This is a genomic window from Vibrio sp. R11-SG3-ISO3-SZ (genome assembly GCF_059834345.1).
Map to the genome: position 1 here is coordinate 1 of NZ_JCBDGX010000027.1, position 20,355 is coordinate 20,355.

14 protein-coding genes and 1 pseudogene are annotated in these 20,355 nt (G+C 44.8%); 9 read left to right on the plus strand and 6 right to left on the minus strand.

What is annotated here, in order from left to right:
- Positions 1–414: pseudogene (locus AC6R1O_RS03470) on the minus strand (polysaccharide biosynthesis protein); the annotation flags it as partial.
- 160 nt (positions 415–574) lie between these two features.
- On the opposite strand from AC6R1O_RS03470, the gene AC6R1O_RS03475 reads away from it, so the two are divergent.
- From AC6R1O_RS03475 to AC6R1O_RS03515, 9 genes are all read left to right on the plus strand, one after another.
- The gene (locus AC6R1O_RS03475; RefSeq protein WP_500656484.1) at positions 575–1,549 is read left to right on the plus strand and encodes a UDP-glucose 4-epimerase family protein; all 975 of its coding nucleotides are present in this window, start codon (positions 575–577) and stop codon (positions 1,547–1,549) included.
- Positions 1,543–2,091 (plus strand): sugar transferase, encoded by a 549-nt coding sequence (locus AC6R1O_RS03480; protein WP_500656497.1) that lies wholly within the window; start codon positions 1,543–1,545, stop codon positions 2,089–2,091. The genes AC6R1O_RS03475 and AC6R1O_RS03480 overlap by 7 nt, the downstream gene beginning before the upstream one ends.
- Positions 2,092–2,538: 447 nt before the next feature.
- On the plus strand, positions 2,539–3,663 hold the full coding sequence (wecB, locus tag AC6R1O_RS03485) for a non-hydrolyzing UDP-N-acetylglucosamine 2-epimerase (RefSeq protein ID WP_500656485.1): 1,125 nt from the start codon (positions 2,539–2,541) through the stop codon (positions 3,661–3,663).
- A gap of 20 nt (positions 3,664–3,683) precedes the next feature.
- On the plus strand, positions 3,684–4,949 hold the full coding sequence (gene wecC, locus AC6R1O_RS03490) for a UDP-N-acetyl-D-mannosamine dehydrogenase (RefSeq protein ID WP_500656486.1): 1,266 nt from the start codon (positions 3,684–3,686) through the stop codon (positions 4,947–4,949).
- 1,140 nt (positions 4,950–6,089) lie between these two features.
- Positions 6,090–7,358 (plus strand): hypothetical protein, encoded by a 1,269-nt coding sequence (locus AC6R1O_RS03495; protein WP_500656487.1) that lies wholly within the window; start codon positions 6,090–6,092, stop codon positions 7,356–7,358.
- A complete protein-coding gene (locus tag AC6R1O_RS03500; protein WP_500656488.1) occupies positions 7,333–8,415 on the plus strand; it encodes a glycosyltransferase family 4 protein in 1,083 nt (360 codons plus the stop codon). The genes AC6R1O_RS03495 and AC6R1O_RS03500 overlap by 26 nt, the downstream gene beginning before the upstream one ends.
- Positions 8,416–8,541: 126 nt before the next feature.
- Complete coding sequence (locus tag AC6R1O_RS03505) at positions 8,542–9,858, plus strand: phenylacetate--CoA ligase family protein (RefSeq protein WP_500656489.1); 1,317 nt, start codon at positions 8,542–8,544, stop codon at positions 9,856–9,858.
- 114 nt (positions 9,859–9,972) lie between these two features.
- Positions 9,973–11,598, plus strand: coding sequence for a heparinase II/III family protein (locus AC6R1O_RS03510; RefSeq protein ID WP_500656490.1), 1,626 nt, complete (start codon positions 9,973–9,975; stop codon positions 11,596–11,598).
- Between the two features lie 2 nt (positions 11,599–11,600).
- Positions 11,601–12,863: a glycosyltransferase family 4 protein gene (locus AC6R1O_RS03515; RefSeq protein WP_500656491.1), complete on the plus strand. Its 1,263-nt coding sequence runs from the start codon at positions 11,601–11,603 to the stop codon at positions 12,861–12,863.
- A gap of 129 nt (positions 12,864–12,992) precedes the next feature.
- On the opposite strand, the gene AC6R1O_RS03520 is transcribed toward AC6R1O_RS03515, so the two are convergent.
- From AC6R1O_RS03520 to AC6R1O_RS03540, 5 genes are all read right to left on the minus strand, one after another.
- Positions 12,993–14,945 carry a hypothetical protein gene (locus AC6R1O_RS03520; protein ID WP_500656492.1) on the minus strand — a complete coding sequence of 651 codons (1,953 nt, stop codon included), beginning with the start codon at positions 14,943–14,945 and terminating at the stop codon, positions 12,993–12,995.
- 131 nt (positions 14,946–15,076) lie between these two features.
- Positions 15,077–15,658, minus strand: a complete 582-nt coding sequence (locus tag AC6R1O_RS03525; protein ID WP_500656493.1) for a hypothetical protein — start codon at positions 15,656–15,658, stop codon at positions 15,077–15,079.
- Entirely contained in the window at positions 15,655–16,821 is a 1,167-nt protein-coding gene (locus AC6R1O_RS03530; protein WP_500656494.1) for a tyrosine-type recombinase/integrase, read from the minus strand. Before AC6R1O_RS03530 ends, AC6R1O_RS03525 begins: the two co-directional genes overlap by 4 nt.
- A gap of 272 nt (positions 16,822–17,093) precedes the next feature.
- Complete coding sequence (locus AC6R1O_RS03535) at positions 17,094–18,374, minus strand: hypothetical protein (RefSeq protein WP_500656495.1); 1,281 nt, start codon at positions 18,372–18,374, stop codon at positions 17,094–17,096.
- Positions 18,371–20,355 (minus strand): site-specific integrase (locus tag AC6R1O_RS03540; protein WP_500656496.1); only part of this gene is annotated, 1,985 nt, incomplete at its 5' end. The genes AC6R1O_RS03540 and AC6R1O_RS03535, both read right to left, overlap by 4 nt.

Genomic DNA, 20,355 nt, shown 5'->3' on the forward strand with positions numbered 1-20,355 from the left:
ATGATAATAGATGGTGCGAATGAAGATACGCGGGCCACCTAGTGTCAAAATCGCTAATCCGGCATAGATAAACGGCACACTTCTAGGAATAAAGGAGTGAAAGAAGAAGCCGCTGAGCGCCAGTGTTAAGGTCGACAGTAAGACACTAAAGAAGATGTAGCCCATAGCCGGCAGCATCATGTAGCGCAAAACAGCTCGGTACATCCCTAATTTGGCAAAGCTGATGATCGTGACGGCGAGTGTCACCACAAGACTGGCAAATTCGTCAAACCCAATCGCAAACTCTGTCGTGCCTAAGCGAAACACAATGGCCAAATACAGCGAGGCAATCACCGCAAGGATGTCATAGAGAATGGTGATCAGCCGCTTGTTTCTGCGACTGGCATTAAGAAGAAGTTGAATTGGGGTGAACATCGAATACCACTGCCAGCTGAAAATTATTATTTTTTATTATGTCGCCTGTATTCTAGAAACCTTTAATGTCAAACGCTAGAGGAAAACGGTATCATTTGCCCCAATTGTGTCCTCACACATTGTTTTGTACGAGAAAAGCGCCAGTTAGCGCAGGGGGAAAATGAAGGTATTAGTCACTGGGAGTAACGGTTTTGTTGGCGCTCGCGTCATGCAATTGGCGAAACAGAGAGGCTGGCAGGCGGTGGGCGTTGTCCGTGTATCCTCTAAGCCGATTTCTGAGTCCTCATTTGCGATCCAAGCCTTTGATGACAAGACCGATTGGCAAGGCGCGTTTGACGATGTTGATTGTGTCATTCATTGCGCCGCTCGGGTCCATCAAATGCAAGAGAGTGAAAGTAACGTTCTAGAAGCCTATCGCTGTGTGAATACTCATGGCACCTTGCATCTTGCTGAGCAAGCGGCGAAGGCGGGCGTTAAACGGTTTGTATTTGTCAGCTCCATTAAAGTCAATGGCGAGCGCACTTTGGCCGGTCAGCCTTTTACGCCAGATGTATGCGATGTCCCCGATGATCCCTACGGCCTAAGTAAGTATGAGGCGGAAATGGCGCTGAAAGCCTTGTGTGAGCGCACGGGTATGGAACTGGTGATCATTCGCCCGCCGCTGGTTTACGGCCCGGGCGTGAAGGCCAATTTTCAATCCATGATGGGGTGGGTGGCCAAAGGAGTGCCTTTACCACTTGGCGCGATCCACAACGCGCGCAGTCTGGTCTACCTCGACAACTTGGTGGATTTGATGCTGACCAGTTGTGAGCATCCTCATGCGAGCGGGCATACTTTTTTAGTGTCCGATGGTGAGGATGTCTCAACCACACAATTATTGAAAGCGGTGGCAAAAGCAATGGGAAAACCGTCGGCGCTGATACCCATCCCAATGCGCTGGATTCAATGGGCCGCAAAGAGCATCGGAAAGCCCGGCGTGGCGGAGCGATTGTGCGGCAACTTACAAGTGGACATTGAGCAAACACAATCGGTTCTAAACTGGTCACCGGTGGTCCCTTTTCATGAGGGCATCGCTCGGACCGTCACGCATTTTATAGAGACACGAAACAAAGACAAAAACAGGAGTAAATCGTGATTCGTTGGTTGGATTTTATTTTTGCGCTGGTAGGGTTACTGCTACTTTGGCCCGTACTCCTTATAGTGTGTGTGATGGGCTTTTTTGATACCGGCTCTCCATTGTTTTTTCAAACTCGAGTAGGGCGTTTTCAGCGACCATTTACACTGATCAAATTTCGCACGATGCCGGTTGAAACCGCGTCCGTTGCGACGCATCTTGTGGGCAAGAGCTCGGTGACCAAGCTGGGCGGTTTTTTGCGCAAGACCAAGCTCGATGAGTTGCCGCAGTTGATCAATGTTCTTAAGGGAGAGATGAGTCTCGTCGGTCCAAGGCCGTGTCTTTTCAATCAAATCGAATTGGTCGCACTTCGTGAAGCGAACGGGGTGTATGAAGCTCGGCCAGGAATTACCGGTTTAGCGCAAATCAATGATATTGATATGTCGACACCTGAACTATTAGTTGAGTGGGATGTTCGCATGATTAAAGAGCTAACACTCAAGCAGTATTTCCTTTGCATTATTCAAACGGTACTGGGCAAAGGGGCAGGCGATCGCGTTTGATGCCCGGTCGCGCTACGCAACAATTTACATTAATTTTCAATTGTATTCTGAACAACGGTGTGCATAATAAAAGCGCTCATAATCAGCCTAAAGTATGAGCTCGTATGAGCGCGGCGTTAGACGTCGCACACAATGTGAATGTTTGCGTAATGTGACCAACGCAATGTCAACGGGCGGTAGCGTCTTTGCATGAATGGTGACTATTGGGGTTAAACCCCAAACAAGAATGAAATTAATGAGTTGTAAACGCGTCAAGGATGTTGCGGTGTCTCCAAATCAAACAATAACGTCTCAGCGACTGTAAAGTTACTGGGACTTTTTTTTGTCTAAAAATTGGGTTTGGAGAAATAGTTAATCAACACCACTGAAATCAAAATGGAAATTCAACTCTAAACTAAAAATATTCAGGGAATGAAAGCCCTAAAACGTTATAAAGTGGCAAATATAATGGCTAAGAAAAAAGTATTGACGGTCTTCGGAACGCGCCCAGAAGCCATCAAGATGGCACCTCTGGTTCACGCACTTGCAGCAGACGATCGCTTCGAAGCAAAATGCTGCGTTACCGCGCAGCACAGAGAAATGCTAGACCAAGTGTTAGATCTGTTCGATATTACACCGGACTACGATTTGAACCTAATGACAGCGGGTCAAACACTTAATGATGTGACTGCACGAATCATTCAAGAGCTTAAACCCGTTCTTCAAGAATTTAAGCCGGATGTCGTTTTGGTTCACGGAGATACGGCGACAACCTTTGCAGCCAGTTTAGCTGCTTACTATGAGCAAATCGAAGTGGGCCATGTGGAAGCAGGCCTTCGAACCGGTAACATCTATTCCCCGTGGCCAGAAGAAGCTAACCGAAGGTTGACCGGAGTATTAACGAAGTACCATTTTGCGCCGACTGAAACGTCGAAAGAAAACCTTCTACGCGAAAATTTTACATCAGAGGATATTTACGTAACAGGAAATACCGTTATTGATGCGTTGCTCATGGTGAAAGATAAAATCGAGTCGGACAGCGATTTGAACGCGACATTAGCCGCTCAGTTTCCGTTCTTAGATCACAGCAAGAAGTTAATCTTAGTTACGGGTCATCGAAGAGAAAGTTTTGGTGGCGGCTTCGAACGAATTTGTGAAGCATTAGCCATTACAGCCAAAGAACATCCTGAAACTCAAATACTTTACCCAATGCACTTAAACCCAAACGTGCGTGAACCTGTGAATCGTGTTCTTGCCGGCATTGATAATATTCATCTTATTGAACCTCAACAGTACCTGCCGTTTATTTACTTAATGAGCCGGGCTCACATCATTTTAACCGATTCTGGTGGCATTCAAGAAGAAGCTCCGTCGCTTGGTAAACCGGTACTTGTGATGCGCGATACAACAGAGCGCCCAGAGGCAGTTGAGGCAGGTACGGTCAAGTTAGTAGGAACGAATGTAGATGCGATTGTTAGTAACTTGAATGAACTACTGACGAGTGAGACCGCTTATCACACAATGAGCTTTGCCCATAACCCCTACGGAGACGGTAAAGCCTGCGAAAGAATTCTAAACGAATTAGAAGATTAAATTTTAAGGTTAGATCAAAGATGTCATTTGAAACAATTTCAGTTGTAGGTCTTGGCTATATTGGGTTGCCGACAGCAGCCATGTTTGCCTCGCGAAAGAAAAAAGTCATTGGTGTGGATGTTAATCAACATGCTGTAGATACCATCAATCGTGGTGAAATCCACATTGTTGAACCGGATCTAGATATGTTGGTGAGTGCCGCCGTACAGCAAGAATATTTGAAAGCGGTAACGGTACCAGAGCCTGCAGATGCATTCTTAATTGCAGTACCGACACCATTTAAATCTTGTGAAGTCGGAGATATTCCAGAACCAGACTTGTCGTATATTGAGTCTGCGGCGAAGGCTATTGCCCCGGTTTTAAAAAAAGGTGATTTGGTTATTCTTGAGTCAACATCGCCAGTAGGTGCAACCGAGCAAATGGCGGCGTGGCTTGCAGAATCCCGTCAGGACTTGAGCTTTCCACAAACAGCAGGCGATTTGGCTGATATTAATATCGCACATTGTCCAGAGCGAGTATTGCCGGGTAAAGTGGTGACGGAGCTTGTTCAGAATGATCGAGTGATTGGCGGGATGAGTAAGCGCTGCTCGGAGCGTAGTGTTGAGCTTTATAAAACATTTGTAATGGGAGAGTGTGTTATCACTAACGCCCGTACGGCAGAAATGGCAAAGCTTACAGAGAACTCATCACGTGATGTGCAAATTGCCTTTGCAAATGAACTGTCGATGATTTGTGATGAATTGGACATCGATGTATGGGAGTTGATTTCACTAGCTAATCGTCACCCAAGAGTGAATATTCTTCAGCCTGGACCTGGTGTTGGTGGTCACTGTATTGCAGTGGACCCTTGGTTCATTGTATCGAAAACACCAGAAACAGCAAAAATTATTCACACAGCAAGGAATGTCAATGATCATAAACCCCAATGGGTAATAGATAAGGTCAAGGTGGCAGTTGCTGATTTCCTTAACGAAAACCCGACAAAGACGGCAAAAGATGTAACGATTGCTTTCTATGGGCTAACATTCAAACCAGATATTGACGATTTACGTGAAAGCCCAGCCTTATATATTACAAAATCTATAGCTGAAAGTCATGTGGGCAAAGTATTGGCAATAGAGCCTAATGTTACATCTACAAATATAGATAATATTGAATTAGTCTCACTCGATGAATCACTTAGTCGAACTAATATCCATGTTCTTTTAGTTGATCACCACCAGTTCAAGAAAATTAAGATAAAAGATGATTTTATTATTGATACAAAGGGGATATGGACTAATTGATTAGCTTCATTAAATATAGTTTGATAGCTTCTTATCAAGGAGCTTTTAGGTTATTGTTTCTTTTATTTATCCCATACTTAATAGATGGTGTTAAAATAGATGATCTGGCTTCAAGTTTCTCATTTTTTTCTGCTCTTACGATAGTTTTTTCACTATCACCAGGTGTTTATATAAGTCGTATAATAAAGAAAGGAATGCACTGTAAGTATTATGCGGCTAGTATAGTATCATGTGGATATGTATTAATCTATATACCCAATGAAATTTATTTATATTATACTGGTAACTATTTTATACCATGCGAATTTCTTAACTTAATTCCTCTGGTTACATTACACATGGTGATTAGAAACATATACATATATCAAAAAAAAGAGAATAAAGTGATCTTGACGGATCTAGTGTTCTCATTATTATTTTTTGTTATGTTTGTTTTTTTCTATTATGTTGATGCTGATAGCTTTGTACTTCCGGTGTATTTTTTCTTTTTTCTTATAGTAGGCATTTTTGGATTATTAAGAGAAATGTCTCTTGTTAGGGAGTACATTAATGCTATTAATTCAGGGGTTTCTAACTTTTGTAGTGGTGGTGTGATTCTACTGTTACCATTGTTTATGAGTGAAATAAATAATGCCTTAACATACACAACGATGTTATCTGTAAGCTTTTTAAGCTTGGTAATGTTACTGCCGAGGATTCGACTACTGAAGAAGACGAGAGATATTGTGCGTGCATCACAGAGTATCTATGCAAATAAATACTTAGATCTTAATAGGATTGTTCTATTTAGAATTCTAATTATAAGCATTGTATCTGGATATTTAATCTCGTTGTTCTGGTTCTATGGTCAAGGTTTGTTAAGTTTACAAGTGATACTAGTTTCTTTTGGTATTTCACTATATTTTCTTTTTTCACAGTTATCACTGTTTGATTGCAATTATATAATATATAGAGGTGAGACTTCTAAGTTACTAAAAGCCAACGTAGTGCTTCTATTTTCTTACTCTTTAATTAGCCTTTTAGTTTGGTTTGTGGTAACCAGAGGCATTATTAGCGATCAACTTGGAGGTGTAATTAATGTGTATTCCCTATCTTTAGTAATGGCACTAAGGTTTTTACACATATTAAAGGTAATTAGGGATGGAGCATAGAACTGACAATACTAAATTGAAAGCGTTTTTGGCACTCTCGTCTATCCTTGTTGTATTTATTCCTTATGGTGGGGAGGGATATTATAAGTTAACCAATCTTATAATACTGTTATTCCAACTTGGAATATTATGTATCTATGGTGGTAAGTTTAGATTATCAAAGGAAATGAAGATATTGACGATTTGCTTTTTTTTCCTTTTCTTTTTTCAGGTGTTTAGCAATGCCTATGTTGCTATTGTCGTTGGGCTAGATTTTACTTACTCTGATTTGTCAGAGTTTGTTAGGGTATTTCAAATTATCCTGCCGATTTTATGCCTGTCTGGTTTGAGAAACATTACACAATCAAACTCGAAAAGAATATTATACATACTTGTAGTTGTATCATTATTTCATGCAATACTAATGTTACTCCCAAAACTTACAACCATTTTTGATAGTTTAGTCGAAATGTATGGTGAAGGGCACTATTATACAGCGGGATATTCTAGATATAGAGGTTTTGGAATTATAGGACAGCCTGGGAAGGCTGGAATGTTTGGGTTAATATGTATCATAATTTCGTTACTGCATTACTATATTTTTAAAAGTAACAAAATGGCTGTTTTGTTAGTGATAGTATTCAGTTTTATGGCCATAGGTATGAGCTTATCTCGGATATCACTGCTGTTATCACTCTTTGTTTTTTTCTATTTAGTTCGAAGCTTAAAAGCTAAATTTATTCTAATAACTGCTTTTAGTATTGGTATTTTCTCATTTGTTTTGACTAATGCTGAACTGGTAGAAACACTATTTCGGGGAATTGATATAGATAGTGGGAAGTATGCGACAGCATCTCACCGAATGGTGTTGAAAGCCTGGGCTCTAGATTTTATTAGTCAGAGGTTGGATACCATTCTATTGGGCGTTGGAGACACAAAAGATTATATATCACAATTTAAACATCCATATGCATTTGATCTTTCTCTTAGAACTCCAGACTCTTCACAAACAGTTTGGCTGGTAAGGTTTGGTTTACTTGGAGTGTTGATTGGTTATGTTCCATTAATATATATGTTTTATTGTATAATATTGTCAAAGTTGACTTTTTTGGATAAGTTATATATATCAATTGTCCCAGTATATATATTTGTTTTATCATTTCTAGATCCTTTTTATCATGACTCAAAATTGTGTGTTATAGCAGCAGTTTTATATTATTACTTTTTATCCTTTTTGTATAGGAATGATGTGAATGACGATGTTAATCGTAGGGCCTAGTCTGAATTTAATTGGTGGGATATCAAATTTCCTATCAGGTTTGGTCGATTTTTTAGATAAGTCTAATATAGATAGTGAGTACTTTGATACCTACTCTTTAAAAAACCGGACTAGGCAAGGGAATAGTAAGTTCTCTTTTTTTGAACTATTTAATTCAATTAATGTTATAATTGCTTTTGTTATAAAACTACACCAAAGAAAAATTAGATCAGTAGTTCTGAATACAAGTAGTTATTGGGGGTTTTATGAAAAAGCAATCCTATATTTTATTTCTAGAGCTTTAAATGTAAAAAGCACAATAATTGTACATGGGGCTGATTTTGAAGTTTTTTATCGAAGATCTAATGCAAAGTTCATTATAAGATGGGTTCTAAGTTCGGCTGGTCGGACAATATTTGTGTCGAAAGAACACTTCGAATATTTTAGAGCTGAGATTAATAACAATAGAATATATCATATGAATGTCCCTGTCTCTAAGACGTCAGATAAGGGGGGCTATCTAATAGAAAAAAGTTCCGTTTCTGACTACATGGATAAATATGAGAAAGTTTATTTAACGCTATCGGTCCTTGAGCCTAGGAAAAATGTAACTTCAATTGTAAAAGCATTCACAGCAGCTCAAATTGAAGGGGCTTGCTTATTGGTTGCTGGAGATGGACCCGATAGGAGTGCAATTGAGCGCCTATGTAAATGTCATGATAATGTCAGATACATAGGGGTAGCAAAAGGGAAGTTTAAAGACTATTTGCTACGTAGGTCTGATTTTATGATTTGTTTTTCAGACAGGGAAAGCTATGGAATCACTTTCATAGAGTCTATGTTGAATAGTAGCCTGTTAATTACACCTAAAACAGGTGTTTTAGACCTGTTCGATAGCGATAAGAGCTTTATTCTTGTTGAGGAGCATACTGAACGCTCTTTAAAGGAGTCTATAGAAAAATCTGCTGATTTAACGAATGATAGTTGTTTTGAAATGAAAAGAAACGCATATTCTAACGCTAAATACTTTACTTGGGAATCTATTGGACCTGAGTTGGTTAATATATTAAATGATTAAGTTTACAGCAATTTATATAAAATATACGTAATAATGGTGATTGAAATTCGTTACGTACTCAGTTGTGAAGTTACCAAATTGTGTTGAGTGTATTAATTGGTCGGTAGTGACTGATAGGAATTAATTGTGATTGAGAAAATTTATTTATCCTTACCTTTTATGATTCAGAATATGCTGATATCAATCGCAGCTATATTCTTGGAAAAAAGAAGGATGCTTAAACAACCACCTAGTGAATTGACGGGTGTATCAACAAGAGAGTTACACCAAGTGTTATTAAAAAGAGCTTTCTCTAACGCTTTAGAGTCCCGGTTTTGGCGGGGTGTATTCTATAGATCCGATGTTAATACTCAAGCTAATGATATGTTCCTTGAGCTTAAGAAACTACCTATATTGGATAAGTCTGTCGTCGTTAAAAATAGCTCAGATATATCAGTTGAAACTCGAGATACCGTAAAGCTTAAGACTAGTGGCACAACTGGTGCTGGTTTGAATATGACAACGACTAAATATGCCGAATCTGTCATGTGGTACTTCTTTGAAAGATATAGGGATAGGTTTGGAATTAAAAAAGGAGACTGGTGTGGTTACTTCTGTGGGAGAACATTGAAGAAATCATCTGATCTGATATCACCAAACTATCGTGTCAATTACGTAGGAAAACAAATAATGTTTTCTTGTTATCATTTGAGTGTGAATAATGTGGACTCTTATATTGACGCTCTAAATAAATATCAACCGCCATGGATTCACGGTTATCCCTCTTTTTTGTCCTTGCTATCTCAGCTAGCTTTAGAACGTAAATTGGAGTTAGATTATCACCCAAAAGCTATAACATTGGGTTCTGAGAGCTTGTCCAAGCAGCAACGTAGTTCGATATATAATTTCTTTAAGGTAAAGCCAACAGAGTTGTACTGCCAAACCGAAGGTGTAGCTATGATCTCAGAGTGTCAGTATGGTAATTTACATGTCGATGAAGAGTTTTCATATGTCGAGTTTTTGCCATTGCAAGATGCTCCTGGATTTTACGAGGTCGTTGGTACATCACTATATAACTTTTCATTTCCTTTATTCAGATATAGAACCGGTGATATCGTTGAACTTTCAGATCAACAGTGTCGGTGTGAAGGGGGTCGTACAGTAAAGTCTATAGACGGGAGAAAGGAAGAGTATCTGGAGTTAAAAAACGGAATAAAAGTTGGACGCCTAGATCATATATTTAAGAATATGGTTAATGTTAGAGAGGCTCAAATATATCAAAGAAAGGATCTCTCTGTATTATTTAGAGTTGTTAAAGGTGATGGGTTTACTTCACTTGATGAGAAAAGTTTGATTGTTGAGATAAATAAGAGATTGAACGGAAATATTGTGTTTGATATTGATTATGTTGATTCTATCGAAAGAACCAAAACAGGAAAGCTTCGGTTTGTAATTAAGGAATGAATCTCATTTAGTATAATTATCTCGATGTGGATTCAATGGGATTTCGTTTTTATCTTTTTCTAGGTTTTGTAGATCAGTTCTCATTGTTTAGTTATTAAACTCTATTGATAAGTAATGAAAAATATTAAGATTATTTTCCACACATTGAAATACTTAAAGCCTATTCAAGTTTATAATCGGGTTATAAGACGAATTAATAGATTAAAATTTATAGATTTTAATGTTTCCATAAGGGAACGATATACTGATTGGTTGCCATTTTCCGTTCTCGATTCGTCTTATTACAAAGGGAAGTTTAGATTTCTTAATGTTATTGATGAGGTTGGTGATTGGAATGATGAAAATAAAGCTAAACTTTGGCTTTACAATTTGCATTACTTCGATGACTTAAACCAGTCCGGATGGCAGGACAGAGTTGAAATTCATCATAGGTTGATTAACTCTTGGGTAGAGCAGAATCCTCTGATGGTAGGAAACGGTTGGGAGCCTTATACTATTTCACTTCGCTCGGTGAATTGGATTAAATGGTTTCTATCCGGAAATAAACCGAAAGAGGAATGGTTGTCGAGTTTGTCCTATCAAGTTCAAGCCCTAGAGCAGCAATTAGAATATCATTTACTAGGTAACCACTTATTCGCAAATGCTAAAGCGTTGGTCTTTGCTGGCTGTTTTTTCCAGGGTAATATAGCAAGAGGTTGGTTAAAGCGTGGTCTAGATATTTTAGATAGAGAAGTACCAGAACAGATACTTAGTGATGGTGGTAACTTTGAGCTTACGCCTATGTATCACAACACGATTCTTGCTGATATGCTTGATTTGTATCAGTTGAGTATGGTTTATCCAGACCTCATTCCCCAAAGTAAGCAAGTATCTTGGCGTATAACCATTAGCAAAATGTTTCGATGGGCTGAATTAATGACACATCCAGACGGAGATGTTTCTTTATTTAATGACTCTGCAATAGGAGTTGCGCCTAAATTATCTTTACTCAAACGGTATGCAAAACTCCTTAATTTATCTACCTATGCTGTTCCCAGAGAAGATAAAGTATTTCATCTAGATACTAGTGGCTATGTGATTATTGAGGACCAACCTCATAAGTTAATCATTGATGTTGCAAAGGTGGGTCCGGATTATATTCCCGGCCATGCACATGCTGATACGCTCTCTTTTGAGATGAGCATCGATAACGAAAGGGTGTTTGTAAACAGTGGCACTTCGGTTTATGGCTCTGGCCCAGAAAGACATAGGCAACGACAAACACAAGCGCACAATACTGTTGTTGTAGACGGTAAAGATTCCTCGGAGGTGTGGAGTGGTTTTCGTGTAGCAAGGCGAGCTTATCCGAGTAAACCTATCATCACGAAGAATAAGTGTGGTATTACGGTTGAATGTTCCCATGATGGTTACATGCGATTGCCCGGAAAAGTCACGCATACGCGGACCTGGCAGCTAAAACAAGGTGAACTGCTCATTCATGACCGGCTATCCGGTGCTTTTAATCATGCACAAGCGCACTACCATCTCCATCCTGATATTCGGTTAGAAGACCAAAACAGTGATGGCGACGTCACCCTCAACTTACCCAACGGCCGTCAGTATATGATAAAGGTGGAGGGTGCAGAGGTTAAAGTACTTGATACGACGTGGCACCCTGAATTTGGTTTATCTATACCCAATAGAAAGATAGTTTTAAATTTTCTACAGAATGAAGTTAAATTTTTTCTAACAAGAGCTTAGTAATGCATATTCTTTTTCTCACTGATAACTTCCCCCCAGAAGGTAATGCGCCTGCAACAAGAACTTATGAGCATGCTATCCGTTGGCTCAAGGCGGGTCATAAAGTCACAGTCATTACCTGCGCCCCTAACTTTCCAGAAGGTAAAGTGTTTGAGGGTTACAAGAACTCTTGGTATAGAACGCATGAACTTGACGGGATCAACGTAGTGAGAGTTAAAACGTACATCACTGCCAATGAAGGTTTTGTAAAGCGTATTCTCGATTATATGTCCTTTATGGTGTCGGGGTTTCTGGCCGGATTATTTCAAAAGAAACCTGATGTAATAGTTGCAACATCTCCACAGTTTTTTTGTGCGTGTGCTGGGTGGGCACTATCTGCGATACGAAGAAGACCATTTATCTTTGAGTTAAGAGATATTTGGCCAGCATCTATTACTGCAGTGGGCGCCATGAAAGAAAGTTTTGCCATCCGTGTGCTGGAAAAAATAGAGATGTTTTTATATCGGCGAGCCGATTCTATCATTGCAGTAACGCACGCATTTAAGAAAGAGCTTGTTGAGAGAGGAATCGAACCTGATAAAATCGATGTTGTTAGAAATGGTGTTGATTTAACAAAATATAAACCAGTAGAAAGTAAAGATGCGGAGCTCGCAAGCCAATATGGTTTAACCGGAAAATTTGTAGCGGGTTATGTTGGTACACATGGTATGGCTCATGGTCTTGAGCGTATCGTCCAAGTTGCAGAGAAGCTCAAATATAATGATGATATTCGTTTTGTATTTGCAGGGGGAGGCGCTGCTAGGCAAAAAGTGGTGGATTTAGTCAAGGGGAAGGATCTTTCCAATGTTATCCTTATTGATAGGCAGCCAAAAGAAATGATGCCCAGAATTTGGTCTCTGTGTGATGTTTCGTTGGTTCCTTTAGTGAATAGTGAACTGTTTAGAACAGTTATCCCGTCTAAAATTTTTGAATGTATGGGAATGGGTATCCCAACAATCATGAGTGTACCTGAAGGTGAAGCAACGCAAATTATTGAAGAAACCAAGTCAGGTATTGTTGTAGAAAGTGAGAATGTAGAGCAAATAACTCAGGCGATCGAACGCTTGTATACTGATGCCAAATTATACTCGGATGTTAGATCTTCAAGCATAGTTGCAGCTCCTAGCTTCAGCCGTGACTTAATGGCAGATAAAATGAGCCATATTTTCGAATCTCACGCTCCACGAAGTGTGAAGAGAGAAATTATTGACGAGCATCAGCAGTGACCTGAAGCCAGTCGTCAAAAAATGTAAGAGTTATTCCTAGAGTTACAACTTGTTGTCAAGATGTGATGGAAATCGAGTGGTAAGCACATCCATATAGTCTATGGTAGCCAACCACTCGACTCGATGCGCTTACTCAATTTCCACTAACACCGCCAGACCCAACCCATCAGTGTCTGAGTTTGTATCCGCTGTCGCGGTCGTAAATACCCCTAAACTGGCGGACTCATTAAAGTAGCCAGTCATGGTGAGCGAGCCCTCGTCGTCGGACACAGTGAGGGTAGCAGCGCCATCGGTCGCCACCGATGAGGTGGCGCTCAGTGTGACGGTTTCCTTAGATGTCTCAAGTGACGCGCCTAACGAGGGCAGGTCAATGTTGGTGATGGGCCCGGTAAGCTCAGCGGTGGTCTCAGAGCTAAAGGTGAGCGTGGTGGAGAACCCTGAGTGGAGAAGCTCAAACTTTTGGCCGAGCATCGCCGCGTTGCTGAGGATAAGTTTGTAGGTTCGATTGGTTAACACTGGCGCCGATGACGGCAATTTCACCGCCAGCGTCGTGTCCACTTCCATGTCCGTACCATCTGTTCCACTGGCATTGTAAAACACCAAGAAATTGTAGTCTGCGTTCACAAACCCATCGGCATTCTCGCCGCCGACTGAGGTTACATCCCCTGTGGCGTCGGTGACAATCTCGATGCCAGTTTCACTGCTAATGGTCTCTTCCGAATAGCCACTGCTCCTAGATAGGTGTTGCTGAGTCGTCTGTGAAATGTCTACCGTCCCGCTGCCTGAAAACGTCAACACATTGCTTTCCGCTTCAATTTCCACCTCACCTTGGTTGGTAAAGCGAGAGCCCAAATACACGCGGCCAAAATCGCCGGTCAAATCCGAGGTGGACATGTTGCTCGGCTGTTTTGCCAGCAGTATCAGTCCGCGACCGACTTCCGCGCCACTGTAGCCATCGGGGTCGAGGGCATCATTGGTGCCATCCTCATTGGTATCAATGGTCGCGTAGCGAGCGGCGTTGTAGGCACTGAGGCTAAACGCCACATCCATGTCACTGACCTTTTGAAACTTGGTGGAGTGTGGGGGAGAGCGCCAACCCCAATCACCGTCGATCTCTTCTTCAAATTCGCTGTCTATGCTCAACACGCCCGTCGAGTCATAGGTCGCGCTGATGGTTTCATCGTCCTCCATTTCCGGATAATAGACGGCAGAGTAGTTGTTACTGTCGTCATTTCCGCTCATGTTCCCCCATGCCCCTTCATTGTCAGTTAAGATGAGTTCGACATTGCCATTGCTGTCGCCGGTAAGCGCAATGGACGAGTAATACAGATCGAGGGCGTACGTACCCGAGTCGCCGTCATGCAGACCGGTGACCATCTCTGACAGTCGGTAGTTGCCAGAAATCTCTACCGCTGATGACGTGGTGGTGTTGATGGAGGCGATCTGCTGGTCGACAAACTCGCCCACTTCATTATCGAGCGCGGCCAACATCGTCGACATGTCGCTGCTGCTGGTCAAATCGAACTCTTCCACTTGGCCTTTTAATTTAATGACCGAGGCGGTAGTAAGCGTGTCAAGGTCGGTGCCCGATTGGATAAACTTACGCAAGACAAACTCGGTTGCCGGTGAGATATCGACCGACTCTTGAACGACTTGCGCGCGCATATCGATGCCGTTATTGCCCGAGATTTTGACCACTAAGTTGCCGGCTAAAGAGACGCCTTCGGGCACTGTAAGGGTGTAATCACCGGTGATCGAGGTGTAGGTGGTCGCAAGGACGTCGCCGACTTGATTGCCGTTGTCGTCAATTCGAATGAGTTCAACCAATGCGCCGGTCACTGGTTGCAATCCGGTGATGCCCGCGTAGAGAGGCGGAAAAACCTCATCGAAGACGCGCTCAATCATCGAGCGGTGCTCCAGCATGGCGACCGAACCGCCGGGTGCGGTGACGGACCCGCTGACATCCAAGGTGCTCGCGCTTGCGTTGCCGCCCGTCGATGACGAGCTGTCGCTGCCGCCGCCACATGCTGTCAGCAGTACGCTGAGCAACGCCGCGAAATAGTGTGTACGTGTGAAACCCATAGCCAACCTCCATGATGAGAAAGTCTTATAATGATACATATATGCAACAATTACATTACAATAGTCGCAGTTTTTCGTTTTTGCCAATTTAAAGGCGAGGAGCGGCGCCAAGGTGTGTTGGCGCATGTCCTTTAGCGCTCCCAGGGCATCGGCAGTAGGAGGTATCGCCATTCATTGAGACGGTAACAGCCGCTCTTGGCTCGATAACCAAAGCAGAGGCACTCTTTGGTCGAGGGCGATGACACCGTCAGAGAATGGGCATTGTAAGAGAGGGCTGAGCGCGGCGAACGCGCGGAGTGATACAAGGCGATGGAGAGGGTGCGGCAGTAGGTTAAATGCCGCGCCCACAGACGCTCTTTTGGGGTCTGTCCGTCCCAATAAAGCAGCGCGCCATAGTATTTAATGAGGGGCAGAGCAGGGTGCGCCAAATGCAGCTCGATATCCTCAAACCACAAACTGTGGCCAAAGCAAAGCGCTTTGGCGTGTTGATGAATAGCGCGCTTGAGGGCATCGCAGTCGAGCGCTTGTTGCCAGTGCCTTTGGGCAAGCGTTTCTAATTGCGCTTGCCCTTCTAAGGTGTTGAGCGCATCTGGGTGAGAAGAGAGCTCGGCGCGGATCTCAGGATGTTGCGCGCCCAGTGCGAACAGTTGCAGCCAATGGCGATTGCGCGCGGTGCGTAGCCATTCGCCGGGGGCGGAAAACGAGGGGATCATGACACACCTCCTTGCATGAGGGCATCAAAAGCGTGGCCATCTTGACGTGACGCATTGGCCACATACGGCGCGTAGACCGAAAACAGCAGTTTGGTGTTGCTGTGACCTAACATTTGCGCGATGTAGAGCGGGTTCTCGTGCGCTGCAATGTGCAGCACGGCTGCGGTGTGGCGAGTTTCATAGGGGCGGCGTTTTTTTAACTGCGCTTTTTTGAGTGTGGGGTACCACAGCTTTGAGCTGACGTAGTGCGTGCTTAATCCGTTACCGTTTGGCTGAGGAAACACAAACTGGTCCTCTTGATGGGGCACGCGTTCACGCTGGCGTTTTAGCGCTTCATAGATGGCTTCACTCATTTTGAGGTCGCGTCGCGACTTAGGGGTTTTGACGTCACCGAGCTCGCCATTGACGAAGTTTTGTCTGATGCGAATTAAACGATGATCAAAATCGATGTGTTGCCAGCACAACCCATGAATTTCGCAGCTGCGCAGGCCCGTCCAAAAACGCACCAGAAAGTAGTCGTGCCATTGCGGGTCGACCGCGGCTAAAAACGCGCGCACTTCGTCGATGGTTAACGGGTTAGACTCGGCGCGCTCTTCTTTCAGCGCGCGATAGCGGCGAAATGGATAGGGGAAGTGATACTCCTCGGCTCCGAGGCTTAAGATGGCAATGAGTGGCCAAAGAATGTGATTAATGCGTTTGTTGGTCAGCGGCGTTTGACCGTCTCGTCCGCAGCGCTCTTGAAGCGATTGACGAAAAAAGTCCAAGTGTGAAAGGCGAATATCGCCAATCAACACGTTACCAAACTCTTCGATAAGGTAGCGGTCGAGGGTGTTACGCACGGTGCGTTGATAGCTCGATTTCCAGTTGGCTTTTTGGCGCTCAAACCACTCGTTGGCGTAATCTGAGAAAAACGGATATTGGTAGTTGGGGCAGCGGGCGCGATGCAGCGCTTCAAACTTGGCGACCTTTTTGCTGTTGGGGAAGTAGTCGCGGTATTGGAATGTGCCCAAGTCCATTTCCGCTTTCATTTTTTTGAGCGTGGCCTGCGCCGCTCGCAGGTTTTTGGGGGTTGCCATTAATTGGGTACCTTCGCGAAAGCGCACCCCAAAGCGGTAAAAATCAAATTGAATGCGCCCGTTGGGGCGAATGCGAATATGAGCCATGCTGGCCTCCATCGGTGTCAGATAGATCTGTCCCTGACCGATGGAATTCGTTAGAATCGAGCCATCGGCTGGGCTGGGTTAAACGTCCTCGCAGCCGGTACGGGGTAGGGAGGTTGCCGCCTTCCTATCCCAACTGCTTGTCTGAGAGACCCCAATAGCCTCGGTTTTCGATACTGTTGGTGAAAATCTCATCAATTACTATATCAATCACTGGTTGTTTGTCCAGTGGTTTGGCGCCATTTCAAACGTTTTTTCGCTTTACGTCCCTACTTTTACAGCTCATCCGCAAAAGAAAACAAATCCCCTTGCTGCTCAGGCGCTTTGACAATGTCTTCTTGCCCTGCGTCGATACGTTCGATCATTGAAAGGACCTTGTTCAGGTGACGTTCGTCGTTTTCGATCGCAATGGTGTCATACGGCAGTCGCTCGTCCAGCGAGTAATACACCCCCAGTTTGAGCTCGCCGCGTGAGGTTTCAAACACATCGAGTCTCGTTTTCTTCGCCTCGAGCGAGTTTTTGATTTTGATGTTGTCGAGATCGCGCGGTGAGAAGCGAAACAACGAGCCAGCGTGAGGGGTATGTTGACCGACTTCAAACACATGGATGGGGTGAGCAAATTCATAAGGCGGGGTCAGCACCGCAATCGCCGCTCGGTCCTCGCCAAGATACAACAGGGCATCGTTGGCCTTTTTGATGCGGCCATAGTGCTTAAAGCAGTGCTCGAGCTCCTTTTTAAACGCGAATAAGTTCAGCGCGACGTATTTTAAGCTGCGAACGGGATCGGGCTTTTTTTGGTAAAACGCTTCGACGCCGGCGATAGAGCAAGTGAGGGTGCATTCGGGGGCTTTAAACGTCACCGTCTCACCCTGCTGCGCGATTTCAATCTCATGGCCACTGGTAATGCGGCACAGCTCGGTCATTTGCTTGGTGGTCTCAGGGGTGAGCACCAGAGACACGGGCAGGGTGAGACCTTGCGGGAGCGACTTGTCTTCGACTTCGCCTTGACGCTGAACGCGCAGGTATTGCTCTTCTTTATTGAGTTCAAGAAACTCAAAAGGCACATTCTCCTGCGCCTCAAACACGATGCGCTCGATGGTCGCTTTGGAGGTGGTAGCCGTCGGGCGCTGCTGATTATCGGCTAAGTAGGCCAAGTGCTCCTCTGAGGCGTCGCCACATTGGCAGCGGCGCAGTGCAGGGGTTTGATAGTCATCCCCTTTGCCAAGGTCTGTTGTATCAATCAACTCCACAAACAGAGTCCCCGACGTGGTGGTGTCGAATCTCAGCTCAATGTCCTGCTCTTCGCCGAAATAGTGAATGAGGCGTTTGGCAAAGCTGCCATCGATGGAGAACTGTTTGTCTTTGAGTTCGCTGGAGCGATCGTCGAGGTGTAGTGTGTACTCGGCGCAAAATGGCGATTGACCACAGACAAACGTGACCATGCGCTCGGCTTTGTGCGTGATGAGCGTGACCACATTATCGACATAGTGGGTATCGATATGCTCGGATAAGGCTTGCAGGAGTGCTCGCTTAGCGGCGGGAATCATCATCTTCATGAGGTGACCTTCTGTTGTGACATAGATTGGATAAACTGTTGAGTAAATTCGAGTACGGGTTTGGGCAGGGCGCGCTTGGGCGTCAAGACGATGGTCAGGGACGTTGGCCCTAGGGCGTGTGTCGTGACACACACGCGCTCATTGCCGCGGACGTAGTGCGCGTTCAGTAGCGCAACCTGGCGCTCGCGATGGAGTTTGCGGTTGACGGAGAGCTCAAATCGGCACTCGAGCCAGCGCCAGGTGTTGTGGCGAAAGGCGGCCGCAAAAGCGCGCGCATTTTTTTGATTGCACGCCATGGTCAGCGTGAGCGCCTGTCCGTCGGCCGATAAGGCCGGTGCGGGTAACTGACGAAAGGCGGTGCGCGATGCTTTGCTCACCGGTTGCACATCATGCTGACAGCCCAGACCCCAGATGTGACTGAGCGCGGCAAGATCGAGACATTGGTTGACCATCATGGTTTTAAACAGAAAACCGACCAAGGTCTCGGCGCTGGCGTGGATGGTTTGTTGCCAAGCGCGAAAGTGATCCGGCTCCGGCTCTTCTTTAAGGGGCTTAGGATGACCAAATAGCGCGCTGCGCAGCTGGGCATCTGAGAGGCGAATGGCTTGACTGCGTTTCTCGCCAAGTGTTTTTCGCGCATACTCTGGACAGAGCTCGTTCAAACGGCGGGAGAGATCGTTCGAGGTCGCAGACAGCCCCATCAGGTAGCGCAGCTCGCTATGGGTATAGTCTCGAAGCGGGTAGGGCTGGTGCGCTGGGCTGACAATGGGCAGCAGCCAGTCGATATCATGCAAATACGACCACCGGGTCGTCGCGTAGTGGGTGTGGCCAATCTGCGCTAAGACCTTATCCAGAACGAAACCATCATTGACCTCAGAGAAGTGCCGGCCTTCCAGCCAATCCTCAAACCGCGTTGACACGCTTTCCTTGGACAACACCTCATGCTCTAGCATCGTCTCACCGCGGTATGGCCCTGGCGTGCCGCTGACAAAATGCAGTGTTTGGATCATCAAAAGGTGCACGCCTGAGTGGCGCAGATGATGAAACTTCATGTGCGAACCGAAGTGTCGCTTTAAGGCTCGGGTGATAGGAACAAAGTAATAGAGTTGGCGTGAGTGATATTTTTCCCCTTCAAAGCCAAGCAGTGGTGACGACGCAGGCGCGTGCTCTTTTATGACGAGAAGGGCTTGAAACAATCGGCGATACCGTTTGGGTATGGTGGTCGCGACGGTGCGCGTTTCCCCATTTTTTGTGCGTCCCTCTTGGGTGTGCGTGATGGTCAAGCGGAGCAGGCCGGTTTTGGGCACAAACTGGATGTCCTGACAGCGAAGGCGCAGCACTTCACCTCGACGCAGCATCGCGAAATAGCCGAGCAGGCTCGCGATGACGGCAAACAGACTGCGAAATGGGTGTGTGGTGTTGGTGGCAATCAAGGTGTGGATCAGAGTATCGAATTGCGTCAGTGTCAGTCGAGCGGGGCTGACCGATGGCGACGAGATTGGCGGTGAAAATCGCGATAGATCAAGGCCGTCAGTCTGCTCTTGAGCGCTGAGAAAGCGCAAAAAATAGAGGAAAATGTGTTGGCTCGTTTCGTTTGGGAGCGAGTCATACACGCTTTGCGCCCAAGCATTCACGGCCTCTTCGTTGATGGCATCTGAATAGGATAAGGGGTAGGGCTCAAGCGTTTTGGTGAGGCCGGTGTATTTGGTGATGGTGCTGGCGGCCAGTCGCGTTTTTTTCACGCCACCGGCGCGGATGAGCTGCTGCGTATAGTCATAGAGTAAGCGTGGCAGCAAGTTATTGACGTCTCGCACTGGCGCTAACTCACGTGAAGGGGGGTTGGAGCTCGAGTACGCCTTGAGCAGTTCGCGGTGAGGCCAGCGCGTTTTTAGCTTGGACTCGGGGAGGTGCGTAAACCAGTCCATGTCCCAATCGATGGCATAAATGTCGCTCGCTTTGAGCGTCGAGGCGGGGACGTCGT

What these genes read in the sequence shown, in the direction of transcription:
- AC6R1O_RS03475 (WP_500656484.1), top strand. Translation starts at nt 575, where the DNA reads ATGAAGGTATTAGTCACTGGGAGTAACGGTTTTGTTGGCGCTCGCGTC.
- wecB (WP_500656485.1), top strand. Translation starts at nt 2,539, where the DNA reads ATGGCTAAGAAAAAAGTATTGACGGTCTTCGGAACGCGCCCAGAAGCC.
- wecC (WP_500656486.1), top strand. Translation starts at nt 3,684, where the DNA reads ATGTCATTTGAAACAATTTCAGTTGTAGGTCTTGGCTATATTGGGTTG.
- AC6R1O_RS03495 (WP_500656487.1), top strand. Translation starts at nt 6,090, where the DNA reads ATGGAGCATAGAACTGACAATACTAAATTGAAAGCGTTTTTGGCACTC.
- AC6R1O_RS03500 (WP_500656488.1), top strand. Translation starts at nt 7,333, where the DNA reads ATGACGATGTTAATCGTAGGGCCTAGTCTGAATTTAATTGGTGGGATA.
- AC6R1O_RS03510 (WP_500656490.1), top strand. Translation starts at nt 9,973, where the DNA reads ATGAAAAATATTAAGATTATTTTCCACACATTGAAATACTTAAAGCCT.
- AC6R1O_RS03515 (WP_500656491.1), top strand. Translation starts at nt 11,601, where the DNA reads ATGCATATTCTTTTTCTCACTGATAACTTCCCCCCAGAAGGTAATGCG.
- AC6R1O_RS03520 (WP_500656492.1), bottom strand. Translation starts at nt 14,945, where the DNA reads ATGGGTTTCACACGTACACACTATTTCGCGGCGTTGCTCAGCGTACTG.
- AC6R1O_RS03525 (WP_500656493.1), bottom strand. Translation starts at nt 15,658, where the DNA reads ATGATCCCCTCGTTTTCCGCCCCCGGCGAATGGCTACGCACCGCGCGC.
- AC6R1O_RS03530 (WP_500656494.1), bottom strand. Translation starts at nt 16,821, where the DNA reads ATGGCTCATATTCGCATTCGCCCCAACGGGCGCATTCAATTTGATTTT.
- AC6R1O_RS03535 (WP_500656495.1), bottom strand. Translation starts at nt 18,374, where the DNA reads ATGAAGATGATGATTCCCGCCGCTAAGCGAGCACTCCTGCAAGCCTTA.